Below are 21,089 nucleotides of genomic sequence, written 5' to 3' on the forward strand. Positions count from 1 at the left end.
AATCTGTTAAATCCCGTCGCCGTACTCGAACCCGTGGTGGGCAGCGAAGTGCTGGTCCATATCCATTGCGGGCTTGTCCGACTCGGGTTTACCGACAATGCGTGCCGGAACGCCTGCGGCGGTGGTATGAGGTGGCACGGGCTGCAACACCACTGAACCTGCGCCAATCTTCGCGCCACGTCCGACTTCGATATTGCCGAGGATTTTTGCTCCCGCGCCAATCATCACACCTTCACGGATTTTCGGATGGCGATCGCCGCTGGTTTTGCCGGTCCCGCCGAGGGTGACGGATTGCAGAATCGAGACGTCGTTTTCAATGACCGCCGTTTCACCCACCACAATGCCGGTGGCATGGTCGAGCATGATGCCACGGCCAATCCGCGCTGCCGGGTGAATATCGACCTGGAACGACACCGAGACCTGATTTTGCAGGAAGATAGCCAGCGCGCGGCGGCCCTCTGCCCATAGCCAGTGTCCGATGCGGTAGGCCTGTAACGCATGGAAGCCTTTCAGGTAGAGCAGCGGCGTAGAATATTTATCTACCGCCGGGTCACGGGTGCGCACCGCCTGAATATCGCAGGCGGCAGAGGCGATCATCTCTGGATCGGCGGCGTAGGCCTCCTCGACCACTTCGCGGATAGCGATGGCGGGCATGATGGGCGATGCCAGCTTGTTGGCCAGCATATAGCTCAGCGCGCTGCCGAGATTTTCATGCTTGAGTAACGTTGCGTGATAGAAACTGGCCAGCATGGGCTCACAGTCCGCCAGCGCCCGGGCTTCGGCTTTAATATTATTCCAGACCAGATCCAGCTCTTCACACGGCATTGCATACTCCAGACGTAATAAAAGAGACCGGCCAATCTACGTTGGCCGTGTCCATTTAGATGATTTGAAATTACTGACTGCTACGCTCGTCCTTGCGCGTGCGCCCTAACAGGGTCAATGCTGCCTCGCGCGCATTTTTACCGCAATACAATACTTGAAATATCTCCTCGGTAATCGGCATTTCGACACCAAAGCGGTGTGCCAACTCGCGGACCTCTTTCGTATTGCGGTAGCCTTCTACTACCTGGCCGATCTGCGTCTGGGCCTGCTGCACGTCCATACCCTGGCCGAGCATCATGCCGAAGCGACGGTTGCGGGATTGGTTATCGGTACAGGTCAACACCAGATCGCCTAACCCAGCCATTCCCATAAAGGTTTCAGGCGCCGCACCCAGCGCAGCGCCGAGGCGTGACATCTCCGCCAGCCCACGGGTAATGAGCGCGGTACGGGCGTTAGCCCCAAAGCCGATGCCGTCCGACATCCCTGCGCCAATAGCGATAACGTTTTTCACCGCCCCGCCCAGCTGCACGCCGATAAAGTCGGGGTTGCTGTAGACGCGGAAGCTTTTGCCGCAGTGCAGCAGCTGCTGGAGATCTTCAGCAAAGGCGCTATCCGTCGAGGCCAGCGCAATGGCCGTCGGCAGACCCGCTGCCAGCTCTTTGGCGAAGGTTGGCCCGGAGATCACTGCCAGCGGAATGGTGTCGCCCAGCGCCTCACGCGCCACGTCCTGCAGCAGGCGTCCCGTCTCGGCTTCCAGACCTTTGGTCGCCCAGACGATACGCGCATCGTCACGCATCAGCGGCTTGATCTGCCGCAGCACATCGCCAAACACGTGGCTTGGCACCACCACCAGAATATTGCGGCTGGCCTGTACGGCGGTCGCTAAATCGCTCTCAAGGTGCAGCGTGTCGGGAAAAGGCACATCGGGAAGGAACGCGGCATTGCAGCGATCGTGCTGCAGGGTCGCGATATGTTTTGGATCGTGCCCCCAGAGAATAACCTGGTGGCCGTTTCTTGCCAGCGTAATGGCAAGAGCGGTGCCGTAAGAGCCGGCACCGATCACAGTCATATGAGCATTAGGTGTACTCATCAGGCATCCTGATGTTCTTCAGTACCTTCACCAGCCTGCTGCTGCAAATAGTTCATGAACAGCGCATCAAAGTTGACTGGCGCAAGGTTCAGCTGCGGGAAGGTACCGCGAGAAACCAGGCTAGTGATGCATTCGCGAGCGTACGGGAACAGAATGTTCGGGCAGTACGCGCCCAGGCAGTGCGCCATCTGGTTGCCTTCGATACCACCAACGGAGAAGATACCTGCCTGCTGAACTTCACACAGGAACGCGGTCTCTTCGCCCAGGCTTGCGGTCACGGTCACACGCAAGACCACTTCGTATACGTCATCAGCCAGCTGGCTGGATGCGGTATCCAGATCCAGTTTAACTTCTGGCTGCCAGTCTTTCTGGAATACATGAGGCGCATTCGGCGCTTCAAAAGAGACATCCTTGGTGTAGATACGCTGGATCTGGAAAGACATTTCGGTGTTATTTTGTTCTGACATGAGAAAAACCCTTAGTAATATACTCAAACGCCTTAGCGCAACAGGGGATCGAGTCCACCACGCGCATCCAGCGCATACAAGTCGTCACAGCCGCCAATGTGCTGTGCATCAATAAAAATCTGCGGCACGGTCGTACGGCCACTACGTTGAATCATCTCTTCGCGCTTCACGGCATCGCCGTCAATCGGCAGCTCCGCGTAGGTCACGCCTTTGCTGTCCAGCAACGCCTTTGCACGATGGCAGAACGGGCAGGTTGCTTTGGTATAGATTTCAATGTTGGCCATAACGCTTCTCCAGATTATTTACCGCGAACCAGCGGTAGGTTTTCGCCGCTCCAGCCTGCCACGCCGTCCTTCAGCACATAAACCTGTGTGAAGCCCGCGTTGACCAGCGCGCTGGCAGGCTCCTGCGCCTGCATGCCAGAACCATCTACAACAATAATGGGTTTGCTTTTGTGTTTATCAAGCTCACCTACATTATTGGCTTTAATTTCGGCTGGCAGCAAATTCACCGCGCCGGCGATGTGCCCTTTGCGGAAATCATCACGCTGACGCAGATCGACAACCACGGCCTCTTCTTTGTTAATCAGACGCGTCGCTTCACCACGGGTGATCACTTTTACTTTGGAGGTAAGGCCTTTGAAGGTGGTGAACAGCACCGCCCCCAGTAATACAACCCACGCGATACAGAGGATGGGGTGACGGCTAACAAATTGCATAATTTCTTGCATGGGGGGTAACAGCTCCCGACTCAGTGAATAAAAAAACCAGGAAAGGAGTATACCTGTGCAGTGTGGCAAATACAGCCAGCGAGCAATAAGGAATGCATTTTCTGCGTACCGTCACGGAAAAAAGCGCGAAAAGCGGCCCAAGCCACCGCTTTCACCACCCTTTTCTTTGATCTTCTGCGGCTATTTAATCGATTCAGTCGTAGTAAAATCAGGCAAATTTTTCGTCTTATAAGCTTGAGGGTTGTCGCAATGTCGGTTACTAAAAAACCTATGGTACTGGTGATTCTGGATGGCTACGGCTACCGCGAAGATCAGCAGGATAACGCTATCTTTAACGCCAAAACGCCGGTGATGGATGCGCTGTGGGCCAAACGTCCACACACGCTGGTTGACGCATCCGGTCTCGAAGTAGGCCTGCCGGACCGCCAGATGGGTAACTCCGAAGTGGGTCACGTCAACCTGGGCGCGGGCCGCATTGTTTATCAAGATCTCACCCGTCTGGACGTGGAGATCAAAGAGCGTACCTTCTTCAGCAACCCGGCGCTGGTGGGCGCGGTGGATAACGCCGTTGCACAGGGTAAAGCCGTGCACATTATGGGTCTGCTCTCGGCAGGCGGCGTGCACAGTCATGAAGATCATATTCTGGCGATGGTAGAGCTGGCTGCGGCACGGGGTGCGGAGAAGATCTATCTGCATGCGTTTCTCGACGGGCGTGATACGCCGCCGCGCAGCGCAGAGTCCTCCCTCAAGCGCTTTGAAGAGAAGTTTGCCGAGCTGGGCAAAGGCCGCGTCGCGACGATTATTGGCCGCTACTACGCCATGGATCGCGACAACCGCTGGGATCGCGTTGAGCAAGCCTATGACCTGATGACCCAGGCGAAGGGTGAATATCAGGCTGACACCGCCGTGGCGGCTCTTCAGGCCGCCTACGCGCGCGACGAGAATGACGAATTCGTGAAGGCGACGGTGATCCGTGCCGCAGGCCAGGCCGACTCGGCCATGCAGGATGGCGACGCGCTGATCTTCATGAACTTCCGTGCCGACCGCGCCCGTGAAATTACCCGCGCCTTCGTCAACGCCGATTTCGACGGCTTCGCCCGGAAAAAAACCATCAAGCTGGGCGAGTTCGTGATGCTGACCGAGTACGCTGCCGACATCAAAGCGACCTGCGCCTATCCGCCTGCCTCGCTGGCTAACACCTTTGGCGAGTGGATGGCGAAGAACGACAAAACTCAGCTGCGCATCTCCGAAACGGAAAAGTACGCGCACGTCACCTTCTTCTTCAACGGCGGCGTGGAAGAGCCGTTCAGCGGCGAAGATCGTATCCTGATTAACTCTCCGAAAGTAGCGACCTACGATCTGCAGCCAGAGATGAGCTCTGCAGAATTAACTGAAAAATTGGTCGCCGCCATCAAGAGCGGCAAGTACGACACCATCATCTGCAACTATCCGAACGGCGATATGGTTGGCCATACCGGCGTATTTGAGGCTGCTGTTGCCGCTGTCGAAACGCTGGACAAATGCATCGCTGAAGTTGCCGACGCGGTAGAGTCCGCAGGCGGCCAGCTGTTGATTACTGCGGATCACGGCAATGCCGAGCAGATGCGCGACCCGGCCACCGGCCAGGCCCATACCGCCCACACCAACCTGCCGGTTCCGCTGATCTACGTCGGTGGTAAATCGGTTAAAGCAGTCAGCGGCGGTAAACTTTCGGACATCGCGCCGACCATGCTGAGCCTGATGGGCATGGAAATCCCGCAAGAGATGACTGGCAAGCCGCTGTTCATCGTGGAATAATCGCTCCCCATGAGGGGAAAGGCGATTTTTTCAATTACATGGGCCGGCACTGTCCGGCCATTGTTCTGTGCCAGCGCACTCAGCGCTGGCGTTTTGCTGTGCTTTTTTCCTGCCCACGCGGACGATCGCGACCAGCTAAAATCGATTCAGGCCGACATCGCCAGCAAAGAGCGAGCGGTACGGCAGCAGCAGCAGCAGCGCGCTACGCTTCTGGCCCAGCTTAAGGCCCAGGAAGAGGCGATCTCCGCCGCCGCCCGCAAGCTGCGCGAAACCCAAAGCACCCTCAATGAACTCAACAAGCAGATTGACGCCATGAACGCGTCGATTGCCAGGCTTGAGCAGCAGAAAGCCAGCCAGGAGCGTAACCTGGCGGCCCAGCTCGATGCCGCCTTTCGCCAGGGCGAGCACTCCGGGGTGCAGTATATCTTCAATAGCGAAGAGACCGCCCGCGGCGAGCGCATGCAGGCCTACTATGGCTACCTGAACCAGGCTCGCCAGGAGACCATCGCCCAGCTCAAGCAGACCCGTGAAGAGGTGGCTGCTCAGCGTGCCGAGCTGGAAGAGAAGCAGAGCCAGCAGCAGACGCTGCTCTATGAACAGCAGGCCCAGCAGGCGAAGCTGGAGCAGGCGCGTAACGAGCGTAAAAAGACCCTCACCAGTCTGGAAAGTTCTATCCAGGCGGGCCAGCAGCAGCTGAGCGAGCTGCGTGCTAATGAATCCCGTCTGCGCAACAGCCTTGCCCGGGCTGAAGCCGCGGCAAAAGCGCGGGCAGAGCGCGAGGCACGCGAAGCCGATGCGGTACGCGATCGCCAGCAGGAAGCATCACGCAAAGGCACCACCTATAAACCCACCGAGAGCGAGCGCTCCCTGATGTCACGCACCGGCGGACTGGGCTCGCCGCGCGGCCAGGCCTACTGGCCGGTTCGCGGTTCGCTGCTCCATCGCTATGGCGAACAGTTGCAGGGTGAGCTACGGTGGAAAGGGATTGTGATCGGTGCGTCCGAAGGCAGCGAGGTGAAAGCCATCGCCGACGGACGGGTGATCCTCGCCGACTGGCTACAGGGCTACGGCCTGGTGGTTGTGGTTGAGCACGGGAAAGGCGATATGAGCCTTTACGGCTATAATCAGAGCGCACTGGTCAGCGTTGGAACCCAGGTTCGCGCCGGTCAACCCATTGCCCTCGTGGGCAGCAGTGGCGGTCAGGGCCGTCCGTCACTCTATTTTGAAATTCGTCGTCAGGGTCAGGCGGTTAATCCACAACCGTGGTTGGGAAGATAAGTTTTGCTTCAGCTTCGTCGTCTGTTTTTCTCGATTATGACGCTTCTGCCGTTCATTGTTCCGGCGCACGCCGGCAAGCTCTCCATTGTCATTGATGATTTCGGCTATCGCCCGCATACGGAAAACCAGGTGCTGGCGATGCCCGCTGAAGTTTCCGTTGCCGTGCTGCCTAATGCCCCTCATGCCCATGAGATGGCCACTAAAGCGCATAACAGCGGCCATGAGGTGCTGATCCACCTGCCGATGGCGCCACTGAGCAAGCAGCCGCTGGAAAAAGATACCCTGCGCCCGGAGATGAGCAGCGACGAGATCGAGCGCATCATTCGCGACGCCTATGGCAAAGTGCCCTATGCCGTCGGCCTGAATAACCATATGGGCAGCGCCATGACCTCAAGCCTGTTTGGCATGCAGAAAGTGATGCAGGCCCTGGAGCGCTATAACCTCTACTTCCTCGACAGCATGACGATTGGCAACAGCCAGGCGATGCGCGCCGCCGCCGGGACGGGCGTAAAGGTGATCAAGCGTCGAGTATTTCTTGACGATACGCAGAACGAAGGCGATATCCGCCGCCAGTTCAACCGGGCGGTAGATCTGGCCCGTCGCAACGGCTCGGCGATCGCCATTGGCCATCCCCATCCGTCTACCGTGCGCGTTTTGCAGCAGATGATCTACAGCCTGCCGGGGGATATCACCCTGGTGCGGCCGAGCAGCCTGCTTAACGAGCCGCAGGTCGATACCTCAAGACCAAACCTGACGCCGCCTGCTGGCAACGGCCAACCCAACGCGCCGCGCAACCCGTTCCACGGCGTGAAGCTGTGTAAACCGAAGCAGCCTCTGCAGCCGGTTTACGCCAGCCACTTCTTTACCGTGCTGGGTGAAAGCATTAGCCAGAGCTCGGTCACGGCATGGTTCCAGCAGCAGTGGCAGGGCTGGGGAAAGCGTTAACCGAGGTTCAGCGCTCGGCGGGCGATACGGTGGTGCGACAACGATTTATCGCGCCACTTGTAGAGCCGCAGCGACCAGAGCAGCGCCTGGTAGGCCATCTTGACGCTGCGCACGTTGGTCAGCATCCGGCGATACATCCCTGAAGTGAACACCTCGGCAATCATGCGTTGCTGGGTCAGGGTATCCGGCTCTTTACGCAGGGCATGAAACACGCGCAGCGCCTCATAGGTAATCTGCTGGCGGAACTCCAGATAGATAGGGATACGCCCCGCATAGTCGCTGTTTAGTTTCTCCAGCAGGCGGGTGATCTTGATGTAGTGCCGCTGATAGGCGAGGTTCTTCTCTCCCTGCCGCTTCATATGGCTGACGGAGTTATCGTGCTGATAATATCTGTACAGCGACTCTTCGGTGTACCTGACGCGCCGGGTATTAAACATAAACTCGGTGCTCCAGATAATATCCTGATGATGCAGGCCCGGTACAAAGCGGATCCGATGCTGTTTGATCAGGTCATGGCGATAGATCCCCATCCACAGTACGTGCGTCCAGCGGCGTGACCTCAGCCCCATCCGCAGCCAGTCCGGCCCGGTGAGTACGCCCGTCGAGCGCAGGCGGCTGGTAGGAATGGATTGCCATACCTTGCCGGTAGCCCGCGAGCTCCAGTCGGCATTGCACTGCGCGACATCGAGGTCGTCCGCCATCGCCATCGCCATCAGCTTTTCATACATGGTGGGATAGACCTCGTCGTCGGCGTCCACAAAGGCGATATAGTCTCCGGTTGCTACGTCCAGCGCGCGGTTGCGGGCGACGGAGACGCCGGAATTTGCCTGATGCAGCAGGCGAATATGAGGGTACGCGTCGGCGTAGAACTTAGCGATCTCGACGGAGTTATCCGTTGAGCCATCGTTAACAATGATGATCTCCAGATCGGTCCATGTCTGGGCAATCAACGACTCCATGCAGGCTTTAAAATCGTTACCGGCGTTATACAGCGGGATAATGACGCTCAGCGTTTTTGTAGGGGTTGTCATGGGATAATCATTCCATCTCTTAGAATATCCCTCCCTTTTACCAGCCGATTATTAAGATAAGGTTAAAAGCTGCACAAATAAGAGAAGCCAGGCTTTTTGGGCCTGGCTTCTGTGGATGCTGGCGAGGATCAGTTCCAGTTCAGGATCACTTTCCCGGACTGGCCAGAGCGCATGGCGTCAAAGCCCTGCTGGAACTCATCGATGCTGAAATGGTGGGTGATGATCGGCGTGAGATCCAGCCCGGACTGGATCAGCGCCGCCATTTTGTACCACGTTTCAAACATCTCGCGGCCATAGATTCCCTTGATAAACAGGCCCTTGAAGATGACCTTGTTCCAGTCGATGGACATCTCCGACGGCGGAATACCCAGCAGCGCAATGCGACCGCCGTGGTTCATGGTATCGAGCATGGTGCGGAACGCTGGCGGTGCGCCGGACATCTCAAGACCCACGTCAAACCCTTCGGTCATGCCCAGCTCGGCCATCACCTCATCCAGGCTCTCGGTCGCCACGTTAACCGCTCGGGTCACGCCCATTTTGCGTGCCAGATCCAAACGGTACTCGTTGACGTCGGTGATCACCACGTGGCGTGCGCCAACGTGCTTCGCCACCGCTGCCGCCATGATACCGATAGGACCCGCACCGGAAACCAGCACGTCTTCACCTACCAGATCGAAGGAGAGCGCGGTGTGGACGGCGTTGCCGAACGGGTCGAAAATCGCTGCCAGCTCGTCAGAGATGTTGTCTGGAATTTTAAAGGCGTTGAAGGCCGGAATAACCAGATACTCGGCAAAGGAGCCAGGGCGGTTAACGCCGACGCCTACGGTGTTACGGCAGAGATGGGTACGGCCGCCGCGGCAGTTACGGCAGTGCCCGCAGGTAATGTGGCCTTCGCCAGAGACGCGGTCGCCGATCTTAAAGCCTTTGACCTCCTGGCCAATCCCCACCACTTCGCCAACGTACTCATGGCCGACTACCATCGGTACCGGAATGGTTTTTTGTGACCACTCGTCCCAGTTATAGATGTGCACGTCCGTGCCGCAGATCGCGCTTTTGCGGATCTTGATCAGCAGATCGTTATGGCCCACCTCTGGCTCTGGCACGTCGGTCATCCAGATCCCTTCCTGCGGTTTCAGCTTGGATAACGCTTTCATCTTTCGTCCTCAGGCAATCACGCCAAGTTGTTTACCAATGCGGGTGAAGGCCTCCACCGCACGTTCAATCTGTTCAGGAGAGTGGGCCGCCGACATCTGGGTGCGAATGCGCGCCTGGCCTTTCGGCACTACCGGGAAGAAGAAGCCGGTTACGTAGATCCCCTCTTTCTGCAGCTCGCGGGCAAAGTTCTGCGCGACTACCGCATCACCCAGCATCACCGGAATAATGGCGTGATCGGCTCCGGCCAGGGTAAAGCCCGCCGCGCTCATTTTCTCGCGGAACAGGCTGGCATTGGCCCACAGTTTTTCCCGCAGCGCCGCGCCGGACTCCAGCATCTCCAGCACTTTGATAGAGGCGCTAACGATCGCCGGTGCCAGTGAGTTAGAGAAGAGATAGGGGCGCGAGCGCTGGCGCAGCCACTCCACCACCTCTTTACGCGCCGCCGTGTAGCCGCCGGATGCACCACCCAGCGCCTTGCCCAGCGTGCCGGTGAGGATATCCACCCGACCCATCACCTCGCAGTATTCGTGGGTGCCGCGCCCGTTCGCGCCAACAAAGCCCACCGCGTGAGAGTCGTCGACCATCACCAGCGCCTCATACTTATCCGCCAGATCGCAGACGCCCTTCAGGTTGGCGATCACGCCGTCCATCGAGAAGACGCCGTCGGTGGCGATCAGCACCTGCCGCGCACCCGCGTCGCGTGCCTCCTGCAGACGCGCCTCCAGCTCCTGCATATCGTTATTGGCGTAGCGATAGCGTTTGGCTTTGCAGAGGCGTACCCCGTCAATGATGGAAGCGTGGTTCAGGGCGTCGGAGATAATGGCGTCTTCCGCCCCCAGCAGCGTTTCGAACAGGCCGCCGTTGGCGTCGAAGCAGGAGGAGTAGAGAATGGCGTCTTCCATGCCAAGGAACCCGGCCAGCTTTTGCTCAAGGACTTTATGCGTGTCCTGGGTGCCGCAGATGAAACGCACGGAGGCCATGCCGAAGCCGTGGCTGTCCATTCCGGCCTTCGCCGCGCTGATGAGATCCGGATGGTTCGCCAGACCGAGGTAGTTGTTGGCGCAGAAGTTGATCACCTGGCTGCCGTCGGCAACGGTGATATCGGCCTGCTGGGCCGAGGTGATAATGCGTTCTTCTTTAAACAACCCTTCCGCACGGGCGGTTTCAAGGTCGCTGTTCAACCGTTGGTAAAAATCCCCACGCATTGCAATTCTCCAGACTGGGCAAATTTCAGCACATCTTACCGAAAGCCTTACGCTGATACGAGATGATGCCGCACCGGTTATCGTTTTTGCAGCACAAATCACGTACGGCCCGCTGGGATCGCGGCGAAGGGCTGAAGGGTCGGCAATGTGATGGTATGATAAAGGTATTCATGCCTGAGATTGTCTCAGCGCATCCACATTTAAAGGTTACAGTTATGATTATCGTTACCGGCGGCGCAGGCTTTATCGGCAGCAACATTGTCAAAGCGCTCAATGACAAAGGCATCACTGACATTCTGGTGGTCGATAACCTGAAAGATGGCACCAAGTTCGTTAATCTGGCCGATCTGAACATCGCTGACTACATGGATAAAGAGGATTTCCTCATCCAGATTATGGCAGGCGAAGAGTTCGGCGACATCGAAGCCATCTTCCACGAAGGCGCATGCTCCTCTACTACCGAGTGGGACGGCAAGTACATGATGGATAACAACTATCAGTACTCCAAAGAGCTGCTGCACTACTGCCTGGAGCGCGATATTCCGTTCCTGTACGCCTCCTCTGCGGCCACCTACGGCGGACGCACCAGCGACTTTATCGAATCCCGCGAGTATGAGCAGCCACTGAACGTCTATGGCTACTCCAAGTTCCTGTTCGATGAGTACGTGCGCCAGATCCTGCCGGAAGCGAACTCGCCGATCGTCGGCTTCCGCTACTTTAACGTCTACGGTCCGCGTGAAGGCCATAAAGGCAGCATGGCCAGCGTTGCTTTCCACCTCAACACCCAGCTGAACAATGGTGAAACGCCGAAGCTGTTTGAAGGCAGCGATGGCTTCAAGCGTGACTTCGTCTACGTGGGCGATGTGGCGGCCGTAAACCTCTGGTTCTGGGAAAACCGCGTCTCTGGTATCTACAACCTCGGCACCGGTCGCGCAGAGTCCTTCCAGGCCGTGGCGGACGCTGCGCTGGCGTTCCACAAGAAGGGCGAGATCGAGTACATCCCGTTCCCGGAGAAGCTGAAAGGCCGCTACCAGGCGTTCACCCAGGCAGATCTGACCAATCTGCGTGCGGCAGGCTACGACAAGCCGTTTAAAACCGTTGCCGAAGGCGTAGCGGAATATATGGCCTGGCTGAACCGCGACGCGTAAGAACCTGCATGAAAATACTGGTGATCGGCCCGTCATGGGTGGGCGACATGATGATGTCGCAAAGTCTCTATCGCACGCTCAAGGCGCGCTATCCCCAGGCGATAATCGACGTGATGGCACCCGCATGGTGTCGTCCGCTGCTGTCGCGGATGCCGGAAGTGAATGAAGCGATCCCTATGCCGCTTGGGCATGGGGCGCTAGAGCTTGGCGCGCGTCGCCGCCTTGGCGTGAGCCTGCGCGAACGCCGCTACGATCGCGCTTACGTGCTGCCCAACTCTTATAAATCTGCCCTGGTGCCTTTCTTTGCCAATATCCCCGTGCGCACCGGATGGCGCGGTGAGATGCGCTACGGCGTGCTTAACGACGCTCGCGTGCTCGATAAGCAGGCCTGGCCGCTGATGGTCGAGCGCTACGTAGCGCTGGCCTACGATAAAGGCGTGATGGACTCGGCAAAAGATCTGCCTCAGCCGCTGCTTTGGCCGCAGCTACAGGTGGAAGAGAGCGAGCAGCGCCGCACCTGTAACACCTTTGGCATCTTGACCGATCGCCCCATCATCGGCTTCTGCCCCGGCGCGGAGTTTGGCCCGGCGAAGCGCTGGCCGCACTACCACTACGCCGAGCTGGCGAAGCAGCTGATCGACGAAGGCTACCAGGTGGTGCTGTTTGGTTCCGCGAAAGATCACGAGGCCGGGAACGAAATTTTGACCATGCTCAGCCTTGAGCAGCAGGCATGGTGCCGTAACCTGGCCGGTGAGACGCAGCTTGAGCAGGCGGTGATTTTACTGGCGGCCTGCCGGGCGGTAGTTACCAACGACTCCGGCCTGATGCACGTTGCCGCCGCGCTTAACCGCCCGCTGGTGGCGCTGTACGGCCCCAGCAGCCCGGACTTTACCCCGCCGCTGTCGCATAAGGCACGGGTGATCCGTCTTATCACCGGCTATCACAAAGTACGTAAAGGCGATGCCGCAGAGGGCTACCATCAGAGCCTGATCGATATTCAGCCTGAGCAGGTGCTGGAGACGCTCAACGGCCTCCTGCTGGATGAAGAAGGCTAACGGATGCGGGTACTGATCGTTAAAACCTCGTCGATGGGTGACGTACTGCACACCCTGCCCGCCCTGACGGACGCCATGCAGGCGATTGCCGGGATCCGCTTTGACTGGGTCGTGGAAGAGGGCTTTGCTCAGATCCCTTCCTGGCATGAGGCGGTGGATCGTGTCATCCCGGTGGCCCTGCGCCGCTGGCGTAAAGCCTGGTTCTCCGAACCGGTGAAAGCGGAACGCCGGGCGTTTCGCAAAACCCTGCGGGCGGTGCATTATGACGCCATTATCGATGCCCAGGGACTGGTGAAAAGCGCGGCGCTGGTCACCCGGCTGGCGCACGGACCGAAGCATGGCATGGACTGGCAAAGTGCTCGCGAGCCGCTGGCCAGCCTGTTCTACAGTCGTCGCCACCACATCGCTAAGCAGCAGCATGCCGTGGAGCGCACCCGGGAGCTGTTTGCGAAAAGCCTGGGCTACAGCAAGCCGCAGACCCAGGGCGATTACGCCATTGCGCAGCACTTTGTTGAAGAGAGTACGACGGACGCGCCTTACGCCGTCTTTCTGCATGCCACCACGCGGGATGATAAGCACTGGCCGGAAGCCCGCTGGCGGGATCTGCTGGCGCTGATGGCAACGTCGGGGTTAAAGATTAAGCTTCCGTGGGGGGCCCCTCATGAAGAAGCGCGTGCCAGACGGCTGGCGGAAGGGTTTGATTATGTGGAAGTGCTGCCGCGCCTGAGCCTGGAGAAAGTGGCTCGCGAGCTGGCGGGTGCCAGGATGGTGGTGTCAGTCGATACCGGACTGAGCCATATGGCCGCCGCACTCGACCGGCCCAACTTTACGCTCTACGGTCCGACCGATCCGGGGCTGATTGGCGGCTACGGCAAGAATCAGCTGGCGGTGCGTTCGCCACATGGCGATCTGCAGCAGCTCACCGCAGAGAACGTGTTTAAAACGATAACGCCCTGATAGGGCGTTATTTTTTATGCTTGAGGGCGCGGATTTTCCGCCGCAGGGTCTCTTTAGCACGGATGATTCTATACACCCGGCTGTTGCTTTGAATGTCCACGCCGAATTTCCTGCGCAGGGCCAGCAGATCGTTTGCCTGGCACACCTTCACGCTCTCCTTGCAGGAGATATCGATAATGCGGAGAGTGCCATCAGGCGTCAGGATAAAGTTGCCATAGTGAATATCGTTTGAGGCCAGCCCGTGGCGATGCAGCTCCAATATGCAGTCGACGATTTGCGGAATATACTGCTCGGGGTTATCTACCTCGGTGAGCGGCGTCCCTTCAATATATTCATAGAGCGCGTAGACATCCTGCGTGGTGCGAAAACGGTTCTTTTCGGCAACGAAGTAAAGCTCCTGGAAAACGTGGCAGCCCTCGTCAACAGCTCGGTCCATGAGCCTGATCAGGCGCGACTGGAACGGGCCAAATATAAAGTTGGCGATCTTCTTCTCAAGGCGCTTATCCCGCTCGCGATCCTCTTTCAGAATGTATTTACGCTTCTCAGAGGCAATAATCGCCACTGACCGGTCAGCGTTGCCGCTGGCCAGTTTGCGTACCGGAATTTGGTTATTTTTATACTGCGTAAGCAGGGCGGTGAAATCATCATCGTTGACGCGCTGATAGATTTCAAAACCCTGTTTACGGCTAAATGCCACGCTCATTATTGTTTTCCTTATACCGGCGGGCAAAAGCTAGAGAAACGTTTTCACCCGCGCATACACTTCGCTAAGGCTGATTTTATCCAATGCGGAGGCGTAGTGTTGTTCATCTAATGTGGTAAAGGCTTTATAGATAACCGAGTGTAGCTCTGGATCCTGGTACGGGCCATAGAGCATAGGCGAGGTCACCACGAACATGCTGACGGTTGGGATCTGCATCGCCACCGCCAGGTGCAGAGGGCCGGTATCGGACGTCACCAGCAGGCTCATCTTCTTGATCTCCTGCAGCAGGCCGGGAATGGTGGTTTTGCCAATCAGCGGCAGAACGCGATCGTGATAGCGGGTATCGAGCTGCTGCAGGAACTTATCCTGCAGCGCGACTTCGTTCGGTGCGCCAATCAACACAATTTTTACCGCGTCATAGTCGTTAATCAGCTGGGTCGCGAGGCGGGCAAAATTCTCTGTCGACCAGCATTTGCGCAGGCTCGACGCCCCCATCTGGAAGCCAACATACTTCACCGCCGGATCGCGGGTCGCTTCATCTACCACAACCTCTGCGGGCAGGCGCATCGCCCGAGAAGGCTCATGACTCAGGAAGGGAGCAATCAGCTCCAGCTTGCGCTGAATGGTATGACCCACAAAGTTCTTCAGGCGGCTGGTGGCCCATTTGCTGACCAGGGGAATAGTCTGCTTATCGTTATCGATAAAGACATATTTTGCCCCGGCGCGGAGAGCGCTGAGAAAATCATACGGCGTATGGGAGTGCAGAATAATTGCCGCGTCAGGTCGGCCCTGCTGTTTGATGCTTTCTACCAGCGCGGAGACCGTGGTCAGCTTGTTATCCCAGGCAATCAGGCTATCCCAATCTTTACCCGCCGAAAGAAACTGCACCATTTTTTTATGGCAGATAAGGGTAATATGCGCGTCAGGGTACTCCCGGCGAATGGCGTGGATCGCCGGGGAGTTCATCATGAAATCACCCAGCGCCGTCGAGGAGTAGATAACAATATTTTTGATATTGCGCTTATCTTCCTGGGCAAATTCCGCCTGGGTAGAGGACAGGCCGTTCTTCCCCGTATACAGCCGCAAAAACAGGTTAACCAGAATTAGCTGTATCTTCTTTCTCAGTGCTCGAATCATTCAGTGAAACCTGTCTTATTAACGCTGCTCCTGCAGACGAATGAAGGCATTATACACTTCATCGACCGGGATGTTGCGCACATCATAGCCCTCACCCTGTAGCAGTTCATGCGGTACGGCCCACGGCGTCCAGAGCCAGGCCGCTTTATTACCAAACAGGGCAACAATCGGTTTATGCACCCCTGCGGCAATATGCAGCGCGCCGCCGTCGCTGGTCACAATTTGATTGCACAGCGACATGCCCGCCATCAGCTCGCGGATGCTTTCCGTCACCACGGGGATTAACGAGACGTCCTGGCAATTATCGATGATATAGCGTGCCTTCTCGTCATCGCCCGGATGCAGTTTGTTATCTGCGCTACCCGGCGACCAGAAGAGCAGGAAATGACACGGCTGCTCGGCGGCAAGCCGCTGCGCCAGGGCGACAAAGTTCTCTACCGGCCAGCGCTGCTCGGGCCGACGGGAGCTGATCTGTAATCCATAGACCGGCAGGCCGTCATCGGGAAGGTGGATCTTCTGCTTGATGGCCGCCGTCTCTTCAGGCCGCACGTACAGCTCCAGCGGGCCCGGCTCGGCGGTGATGCCCAACGGCTCGGCCAGCCGCGCCAGCAGCTTCACCAAATGCTCGTTCTGAGTTGATTCCGGCAGTGCATCAGTCACTTCAGGCGGGCAGTCATTACCGATAGCGATGATTTTTTTCGCTCCCGCCAGCGTTGCCCACTGCAGCGGACGCTTGTCCCAGCGCTCTTTGGCAACAATCGCCACGTCATAGCGCGCGCGGCGCAGCGCGATAATGGTTTTTAACCGCTGCCACAGGACGCTTAACGCCGACGTCCCTTTGCTGCGGTGGTGGAGCTTGCTGTAGAGAAAAACGTTGCCGACGTGCGGGTTATTATCCAATACCGGCTTATTGTAGGTATTGACCAGCAGATCGACCTGAGTGCCCGTTTCGCGGGCAATGGTCGCAATCAGCGGCGTAGTCAGAATCAGGTCGCCAATGTTGTCGCGACGAATAATCAGTACCTTCATGACGCACTCCCCGGCACGCTATTTTTATCTTTGGTCACAATCAGCCCGATCATCAGGCCGGTAAAGGCCATAAACTGCTCTAAGAAGTGATCGCGGAGCATGTTATCTACGCTGGAGCGGAAGAGGAAGCTCACCGCCATTAAGGATAAGAAGAGGCCCGGCATAACGAGCTTTTTAGAAAACGCATCCCAGCCAGCCACAATTAATGAGATCACAAAGCATAACCAGCCGGCAAGACCAAGGAAGCCGTTTTGCAGCGCAAAATCAATCACGCCGTAGTGGCTGTTTTCCTGTTCAATCGTGGGGTTATGATAGGTCTTTTGCAACAGCACCAAAAATGCGTCTTTACGCGGCCCAGTACCAAAAGGATTTTCGAACACCAGCTTCCAGCCCTGATGGAAGAAGGTTGAGCGGCAGGCATTGGACTCGTCCAGCAGACGGCCAGTGCTGTCATGCAGCGCCTCTCCTTTGGAACCATCGTAGCAGCGGTTATCCACCGACAGATTCCACCCGGATATCGCATCCTGGTGCAGGCTCTGCCAGCGGGGATCCTGGGTCCATGAGCTATACCCTACGGCAACGACCATTAGCGCGACTGCCGCACCGGTCAGCAGCATCTTCTTGCGATTGCTGCGATTGAGCATTTTTGCGGCAATAAAGGCACAGATAGAGATCGTGCTGCCAATTAAACCGATCGTGCCCCAGCGGGTGTTGACTAACGCGGTGGCAACAAAGCAGACGGCAATAAAAAAGAGCAGCAGGCTGGTCTTAAAGATTAAAAACTTGCGGTGCAGGAACAGACGTGAAAGCAGCTCGGCAAAGAGAATGCCGCAGATAAAGTTAATCTGGAAGCTCATCTCGGTGCGGGTGCGCACAATCCAGGTAATGCCCCAGTCAATATAGCCGTTACGCAGGTACATAAAGGCAGTCTGGATAACATGAATAAATATCACGCCCAGCGAGCAAAGCACCACCAGCGAGAGAAAACGGGTTTTACTTAGGCCCCGGAAGCAGCTGGCGGTAAAGGAGTAGATAAGCAGGCCAATGAAAAACAGCAGCCCGGCGCGCAGATACTGCCCCTGCCAGCTGCGAAACATCTGCTTAAGATCCGGTGCCACTAGCAACCCGTTCAGCAAGGTGAAGATCAGCAGGCCAGCAAGTATGTAAATTGGCATACGCGTTTTAACGTTATGCTCCAGCGGCATGCCCTGCTTTTTGAAATAGAGGAACAGGGTCATCGCCAGGCCAACGTAGATAAACAGGTTGCGGTTAGCAGGCAGATTTGAGTTCTCAATCGGCCAGACAAAACACAGAACGCAGAAACAGAAAAGCAGAAGCGAGGTGGTGACTTTCTTAGCGGAAAGCTTCGCTAAAGACTGAACAGCTATCATATTAAAACCCATCATAAAACTAACAATCAGCTATCAAAAAGCGCTACAGATTATTGCGCTGCGAATGCGTTACGATCTTATGAGTCTTACGCTCATATGACGAGAGTAACTGCCCTTCATTCTTAAATATCGCCTTGAGATCCGTGGCGAAATAGATCTTCATAAAACGTAGAATATCCCGCTGCGTCAGACCGATATTGACCGAGGAGAAGTAGAGGCCAATAAGGTCTTTGTCACGCCAACGCTGTGGAACCTGGCGGCGGATCTGTGCCCGGTGCAGGTCAATTATCGACAGCTTTAAATCCTGCTCTTCCCCGGAAAAAGGCAGATGCAGCAGGAAGTGGCACAGGTAGCAGTCGCGGTGGTTGACGCCGGCCTGATGCATTTTGCGCACCATGGTGGCGACGCGACGGATCAGCATCCGCTTCACGTGCAGATCGGGTGGATTTACGCGCCAGTCGGCACAGTAGTCCTCAAGGCTAATCGTCGGGGTCAGATCCTCGGTAATAATGAACGAGGTTTTGGTCAGTGGATTGACTCCTCTCTCACCAAAGCCAACCCCGTGCATGGTGTCGACGCCGCACTCGTGCAGGCGATGGATCGCGTTCCACTCCCGGTCAGCGCCCAGCACCGGCAGGCGCAGAGAGAACAGGTTTTTAACCACCTCTTTGACCGAGGTGCCCTGGTGCCACTTCAGGAAGTAGCTCTTGCCCGCCAGCTCAAAGCGGATCGTTCTGCGCGTTTCCAGTTCGCGAAACACGTCGCCCTGCAGCTTCTTCACTTCGGCAAAAGCATCTTTACCGCGCCATAAGGTAGCCAGCGGCTCTTTCAGTTCAACCATTCACTTTACCCGTTATCATATCAGCTACCTTTTCCGGCAGGCTGTAGAGATCCTGCGTATCCGCATAGTGACGGGCGTTGGCCGCCCATTCGCTCAGGCGCGACGGCGTACCCAGCGCATCGGCTAGCGTTTCATTCAGCGCTGCCTGCGAAAACGGCTCGTTAACCACCACGCCACAGCGGGCATCCGCGATATAGGGCGCGTAGCCACAGACCTCGGTGACAATCACCGGTAGCCCTGCCGCCACCGCCTCCAGCAGTACAATGCCCGCCGCCTCCTGTTTCGCAGGATGCATTAGTAGATCCGCTGCGGCCATCAGCTCTGCCACGTCGCTGCGTCCGGCAAAGAAGTGCACATTCTCTTTGATGCCCAGCTTTGCAGCAAGGGCAGCGAAGGGTCCAGGTTTATCCTGGCCGACAACAAACAGCAGCGTATTTTGCCGCAGCGCCTCAGGCAGCGCGGCAATGGCCTCGATAGTGCGCGCCACACCCTTACGGTTAAAATCTGACCCCACCTGCAGAACAAAGTTCTGATCCTCGCCGATGCGGTTTTTCTCGCGATAAAGGCGACGGCTGTCCGCAATCTGCTCGCTGTATTTGCGATCGGGATAGATCCCCGGCGGCAGGATGTGAAAACGCTCAGGCTCGGTGTGATAGTGGCGCTGAAAATCGGCTATCTGCTTATCCGTCAGCATCAGCAGCTGCGTCTTCTTGCCCTGTTCAAAGGTCGCACGTTCAAAGGCCGCATAGTGGCGGTAGCGTGACGTCAGGCGATAGAAAAAGCCCTTCTCCTGCGCCACTTTTTCCGCATAGCAGACGTCCGCTGCGTAGTAGATATCGAGATCCGGCATCTTGTTAAAGCCGACCACTCGCGCCACAGGGTGCTGCGCAAGATGCGCTTTTACCCACTGATAATATTCGGCGTTGCGCCCGTGATTGGTGCGCTTCCTGACCGGCACCACTATCAGCTCGAACTCTGCCGGGCACTCGCCCTGCCAGGACTGGGTGTAGACCCGCACCTGGTGGCCGCGCCCTGCTACCGTCTGGGCAATGCGCATAAAATCACGCTGTAGTCCGCCAAACGGGAAGTATTTGTAGAGGCAAAAGGCAACAATCATAGGGAGCTCCCCGCCGGCACGACAGCATTGAGCGGCGGAAGCAGGTTCCGGGCAGCAGCGATGACCTCCTCAGCCGGGATCACGGAGAGGTAGCGCCGGTTGCGATCGAGCTGGTCACGCGTCGGCATCGGCTGGTAGTTTCCGGCCCACAGCACGACGGCGTCCTCTGACCACGGACGCCAGGCAATATGATCGGTCGCGCCAAACAGGGCAATGATTTTCGTTTTTACCGCTGCGGCGATATGCATGGGCGCGGAGTCGACGCCAATAAACAGCGCGGCGTGATCGATAAGCGCGGCCAGCTCAGGAAAACGCGTTTTCCCCGCCAGCGCGGTGACCGGACGCGTTTCGCAGGCGCTGGCAATCTCTTCCACGCACGCCAGATCCTCCGCGCCGGGTCCCGAGGTGAGCACCACCTCATAGCCCTGATGATGCAGGGCGTCGATGACCTGAGAGAATTTGCTGTTATCCCAACACTTGAAGGCCTGGCGCGCCGTAGGTTGGATCACGACATAGTGCTCCCCTACCCCGGCGGCCGTCAGCTGCTCGCGCATCGCCTGCCAGTTTTGCCCGGCATAGCTCATGGTGAGCTCGCGATAATCTTCCGCAATCCCCAGCGGACGCAGCGCCGACAGGTTGCGCTCAACAATATGATCGCCTACGACGGGAGCGTGATGGGTAAAGCTTTTACGCCAGAACGCTGCCTGACGATGGGGGAAATCCTGCGAAATCTTGACGCGGGCAGGCAGGCAGCGCACCAGCGCGGCGACCATCCACTGGTCAGTGAGATTGACGATAAGATCGTAACGGTTAGCACGCAGCTGTTTGAGCACATCCACGAAGTTAGTGATTTTCTCCCCGGCTTTGGCTTTTTTATTTTTGAGGCCGTAGAGCGCGTTGATCTCCGCGTTTTCTGACAGGATAGGGATCGTATCCTGGTAGAGCAGCACGTCGATTTTCGCGTCAGGGTAGCGGCGTTTCAGGGTGCTTACGACGGGCGTCGTGAGCAGCATATCCCCATGAAAGCGCATTTTTATCAGCAGAATTCTTTGAAATGGCTTTTCCACAAGCGGCTCTTATCCGTTGATGATGACCAATATAAACAACAATAAGCACGCTACCGCCCAGGCTAACCCGCTACCCGTGCACCGTAACGCGCTTATTTTTGCGCGCTAGTGTAGCATTTCT

21 protein-coding genes are annotated in these 21,089 nt (G+C 57.1%); 6 read left to right on the forward strand and 15 right to left on the reverse strand.

Annotated features, from left to right (window positions below; all coding sequences use genetic code 11):
- Window positions 1-6 precede the first annotated feature (6 nt).
- From cysE to EV102420_RS15225, 5 genes are all read right to left on the reverse strand, one after another.
- Window positions 7-825 (reverse strand): serine O-acetyltransferase, encoded by an 819-nt coding sequence (gene cysE / locus EV102420_RS15205; RefSeq protein WP_042393296.1) that lies wholly within the window; start codon window positions 823-825, stop codon window positions 7-9.
- Between the two features lie 70 nt (window positions 826-895).
- Window positions 896-1,915 (reverse strand): NAD(P)H-dependent glycerol-3-phosphate dehydrogenase, encoded by a 1,020-nt coding sequence (gene gpsA, locus EV102420_RS15210; RefSeq protein WP_042393298.1) that lies wholly within the window; start codon window positions 1,913-1,915, stop codon window positions 896-898.
- The gene (secB, locus tag EV102420_RS15215; protein ID WP_042393300.1) at window positions 1,915-2,382 is read right to left on the reverse strand and encodes a protein-export chaperone SecB; all 468 of its coding nucleotides are present in this window, start codon (window positions 2,380-2,382) and stop codon (window positions 1,915-1,917) included. The genes gpsA and secB overlap by 1 nt, the downstream gene beginning before the upstream one ends.
- Window positions 2,383-2,414: 32 nt before the next feature.
- Window positions 2,415-2,666 carry a glutaredoxin 3 gene (gene grxC / locus EV102420_RS15220; protein ID WP_042393302.1) on the reverse strand — a complete coding sequence of 84 codons (252 nt, stop codon included), beginning with the start codon at window positions 2,664-2,666 and terminating at the stop codon, window positions 2,415-2,417.
- 14 nt (window positions 2,667-2,680) lie between these two features.
- Entirely contained in the window at window positions 2,681-3,112 is a 432-nt protein-coding gene (locus tag EV102420_RS15225) for a rhodanese-like domain-containing protein (protein ID WP_042393305.1), read from the reverse strand.
- 249 nt (window positions 3,113-3,361) lie between these two features.
- On the opposite strand from EV102420_RS15225, the gene gpmM reads away from it, so the two are divergent.
- The 3 genes from gpmM to EV102420_RS15240 are packed head-to-tail and all read left to right on the forward strand — an operon-like array spanning window position 3,362 to window position 7,132.
- A complete protein-coding gene (gene gpmM / locus EV102420_RS15230) occupies window positions 3,362-4,909 on the forward strand; it encodes a 2,3-bisphosphoglycerate-independent phosphoglycerate mutase (RefSeq protein WP_042393307.1) in 1,548 nt (515 codons plus the stop codon).
- A gap of 9 nt (window positions 4,910-4,918) precedes the next feature.
- Entirely contained in the window at window positions 4,919-6,187 is a 1,269-nt protein-coding gene (envC, locus tag EV102420_RS15235; protein WP_042393309.1) for a murein hydrolase activator EnvC, read from the forward strand.
- 36 nt (window positions 6,188-6,223) lie between these two features.
- Window positions 6,224-7,132, forward strand: coding sequence for a divergent polysaccharide deacetylase family protein (locus EV102420_RS15240; RefSeq protein WP_106403937.1), 909 nt, complete (start codon window positions 6,224-6,226; stop codon window positions 7,130-7,132).
- On the opposite strand, the gene EV102420_RS15245 is transcribed toward EV102420_RS15240, so the two are convergent.
- From EV102420_RS15245 to kbl, 3 genes are all read right to left on the reverse strand, one after another.
- Window positions 7,129-8,163 carry a glycosyltransferase gene (locus EV102420_RS15245; protein ID WP_042393313.1) on the reverse strand — a complete coding sequence of 345 codons (1,035 nt, stop codon included), beginning with the start codon at window positions 8,161-8,163 and terminating at the stop codon, window positions 7,129-7,131. The genes EV102420_RS15240 and EV102420_RS15245 overlap by 4 nt on opposite strands.
- A 128-nt stretch (window positions 8,164-8,291) precedes the next feature.
- Window positions 8,292-9,317 carry an L-threonine 3-dehydrogenase gene (gene tdh / locus EV102420_RS15250; RefSeq protein ID WP_042393315.1) on the reverse strand — a complete coding sequence of 342 codons (1,026 nt, stop codon included), beginning with the start codon at window positions 9,315-9,317 and terminating at the stop codon, window positions 8,292-8,294.
- A gap of 9 nt (window positions 9,318-9,326) precedes the next feature.
- Window positions 9,327-10,523, reverse strand: a complete 1,197-nt coding sequence (gene kbl, locus EV102420_RS15255) for a glycine C-acetyltransferase (RefSeq protein WP_042393316.1) — start codon at window positions 10,521-10,523, stop codon at window positions 9,327-9,329.
- 215 nt (window positions 10,524-10,738) lie between these two features.
- On the opposite strand from kbl, the gene rfaD reads away from it, so the two are divergent.
- From rfaD to rfaC, 3 genes are read left to right on the forward strand one after another with little or no spacing between them, the layout of a single operon-like run.
- Complete coding sequence (gene rfaD, locus EV102420_RS15260) at window positions 10,739-11,671, forward strand: ADP-glyceromanno-heptose 6-epimerase (RefSeq protein WP_042393318.1); 933 nt, start codon at window positions 10,739-10,741, stop codon at window positions 11,669-11,671.
- A gap of 8 nt (window positions 11,672-11,679) precedes the next feature.
- Complete coding sequence (gene rfaF / locus EV102420_RS15265) at window positions 11,680-12,726, forward strand: ADP-heptose--LPS heptosyltransferase RfaF (RefSeq protein ID WP_042393320.1); 1,047 nt, start codon at window positions 11,680-11,682, stop codon at window positions 12,724-12,726.
- Between the two features lie 3 nt (window positions 12,727-12,729).
- A complete protein-coding gene (gene rfaC / locus EV102420_RS15270) occupies window positions 12,730-13,683 on the forward strand; it encodes a lipopolysaccharide heptosyltransferase RfaC (protein ID WP_042393321.1) in 954 nt (317 codons plus the stop codon).
- A 7-nt stretch (window positions 13,684-13,690) separates the two neighbouring features.
- Here the strand turns inward: rfaC and EV102420_RS15275 are convergent, their stop codons facing one another.
- Genes EV102420_RS15275 through rfaQ form a run of 7 tightly spaced genes read right to left on the reverse strand, consistent with a single transcriptional unit; the run spans window position 13,691 to window position 20,968 of the window.
- On the reverse strand, window positions 13,691-14,386 hold the full coding sequence (locus EV102420_RS15275; RefSeq protein WP_042393323.1) for a lipopolysaccharide core heptose(II) kinase RfaY: 696 nt from the start codon (window positions 14,384-14,386) through the stop codon (window positions 13,691-13,693).
- 30 nt (window positions 14,387-14,416) lie between these two features.
- On the reverse strand, window positions 14,417-15,523 hold the full coding sequence (locus EV102420_RS15280) for a glycosyltransferase family 9 protein (protein ID WP_052512373.1): 1,107 nt from the start codon (window positions 15,521-15,523) through the stop codon (window positions 14,417-14,419).
- Window positions 15,524-15,541: 18 nt separating this feature from the next.
- Window positions 15,542-16,552 (reverse strand): glycosyltransferase family 9 protein, encoded by a 1,011-nt coding sequence (locus tag EV102420_RS15285; protein WP_042393325.1) that lies wholly within the window; start codon window positions 16,550-16,552, stop codon window positions 15,542-15,544.
- Window positions 16,549-17,943 carry an O-antigen ligase family protein gene (locus tag EV102420_RS15290; protein ID WP_052512374.1) on the reverse strand — a complete coding sequence of 465 codons (1,395 nt, stop codon included), beginning with the start codon at window positions 17,941-17,943 and terminating at the stop codon, window positions 16,549-16,551. The genes EV102420_RS15285 and EV102420_RS15290 overlap by 4 nt, the downstream gene beginning before the upstream one ends.
- A 43-nt stretch (window positions 17,944-17,986) precedes the next feature.
- Window positions 17,987-18,784, reverse strand: a complete 798-nt coding sequence (gene rfaP, locus EV102420_RS15295) for a lipopolysaccharide core heptose(I) kinase RfaP (RefSeq protein WP_042393327.1) — start codon at window positions 18,782-18,784, stop codon at window positions 17,987-17,989.
- Window positions 18,777-19,901 carry a glycosyltransferase family 4 protein gene (locus EV102420_RS15300; protein WP_042393328.1) on the reverse strand — a complete coding sequence of 375 codons (1,125 nt, stop codon included), beginning with the start codon at window positions 19,899-19,901 and terminating at the stop codon, window positions 18,777-18,779. The genes rfaP and EV102420_RS15300 overlap by 8 nt, the downstream gene beginning before the upstream one ends.
- Window positions 19,898-20,968, reverse strand: a complete 1,071-nt coding sequence (gene rfaQ, locus EV102420_RS15305) for a lipopolysaccharide core heptosyltransferase RfaQ (RefSeq protein ID WP_072015279.1) — start codon at window positions 20,966-20,968, stop codon at window positions 19,898-19,900. Before rfaQ ends, EV102420_RS15300 begins: the two co-directional genes overlap by 4 nt.
- Between the last annotated feature and the right edge of the window lie 121 nt (window positions 20,969-21,089).

Origin of the sequence: Pseudescherichia vulneris NBRC 102420, from assembly GCF_000759795.1 — a bacterium.
Classification (GTDB): domain Bacteria; phylum Pseudomonadota; class Gammaproteobacteria; order Enterobacterales; family Enterobacteriaceae; genus Pseudescherichia; species Pseudescherichia vulneris.

What these genes read in the sequence shown, in the direction of transcription:
- secB (WP_042393300.1), bottom strand. Translation starts at nt 2,382, where the DNA reads ATGTCAGAACAAAATAACACCGAAATGTCTTTCCAGATCCAGCGTATC.
- cysE (WP_042393296.1), bottom strand. Translation starts at nt 825, where the DNA reads ATGCCGTGTGAAGAGCTGGATCTGGTCTGGAATAATATTAAAGCCGAA.
- kbl (WP_042393316.1), bottom strand. Translation starts at nt 10,523, where the DNA reads ATGCGTGGGGATTTTTACCAACGGTTGAACAGCGACCTTGAAACCGCC.
- EV102420_RS15290 (WP_052512374.1), bottom strand. Translation starts at nt 17,943, where the DNA reads ATGATAGCTGTTCAGTCTTTAGCGAAGCTTTCCGCTAAGAAAGTCACC.
- rfaF (WP_042393320.1), top strand. Translation starts at nt 11,680, where the DNA reads ATGAAAATACTGGTGATCGGCCCGTCATGGGTGGGCGACATGATGATG.
- EV102420_RS15300 (WP_042393328.1), bottom strand. Translation starts at nt 19,901, where the DNA reads ATGATTGTTGCCTTTTGCCTCTACAAATACTTCCCGTTTGGCGGACTA.
- envC (WP_042393309.1), top strand. Translation starts at nt 4,919, where the DNA reads ATGAGGGGAAAGGCGATTTTTTCAATTACATGGGCCGGCACTGTCCGG.
- EV102420_RS15280 (WP_052512373.1), bottom strand. Translation starts at nt 15,523, where the DNA reads ATGATTCGAGCACTGAGAAAGAAGATACAGCTAATTCTGGTTAACCTG.
- rfaP (WP_042393327.1), bottom strand. Translation starts at nt 18,784, where the DNA reads ATGGTTGAACTGAAAGAGCCGCTGGCTACCTTATGGCGCGGTAAAGAT.
- gpmM (WP_042393307.1), top strand. Translation starts at nt 3,362, where the DNA reads ATGTCGGTTACTAAAAAACCTATGGTACTGGTGATTCTGGATGGCTAC.
- rfaC (WP_042393321.1), top strand. Translation starts at nt 12,730, where the DNA reads ATGCGGGTACTGATCGTTAAAACCTCGTCGATGGGTGACGTACTGCAC.
- EV102420_RS15240 (WP_106403937.1), top strand. Translation starts at nt 6,224, where the DNA reads ATGACGCTTCTGCCGTTCATTGTTCCGGCGCACGCCGGCAAGCTCTCC.
- EV102420_RS15285 (WP_042393325.1), bottom strand. Translation starts at nt 16,552, where the DNA reads ATGAAGGTACTGATTATTCGTCGCGACAACATTGGCGACCTGATTCTG.
- grxC (WP_042393302.1), bottom strand. Translation starts at nt 2,666, where the DNA reads ATGGCCAACATTGAAATCTATACCAAAGCAACCTGCCCGTTCTGCCAT.
- EV102420_RS15245 (WP_042393313.1), bottom strand. Translation starts at nt 8,163, where the DNA reads ATGACAACCCCTACAAAAACGCTGAGCGTCATTATCCCGCTGTATAAC.
- gpsA (WP_042393298.1), bottom strand. Translation starts at nt 1,915, where the DNA reads ATGAGTACACCTAATGCTCATATGACTGTGATCGGTGCCGGCTCTTAC.
- EV102420_RS15225 (WP_042393305.1), bottom strand. Translation starts at nt 3,112, where the DNA reads ATGCAAGAAATTATGCAATTTGTTAGCCGTCACCCCATCCTCTGTATC.
- rfaD (WP_042393318.1), top strand. Translation starts at nt 10,739, where the DNA reads ATGATTATCGTTACCGGCGGCGCAGGCTTTATCGGCAGCAACATTGTC.
- tdh (WP_042393315.1), bottom strand. Translation starts at nt 9,317, where the DNA reads ATGAAAGCGTTATCCAAGCTGAAACCGCAGGAAGGGATCTGGATGACC.
- EV102420_RS15275 (WP_042393323.1), bottom strand. Translation starts at nt 14,386, where the DNA reads ATGAGCGTGGCATTTAGCCGTAAACAGGGTTTTGAAATCTATCAGCGC.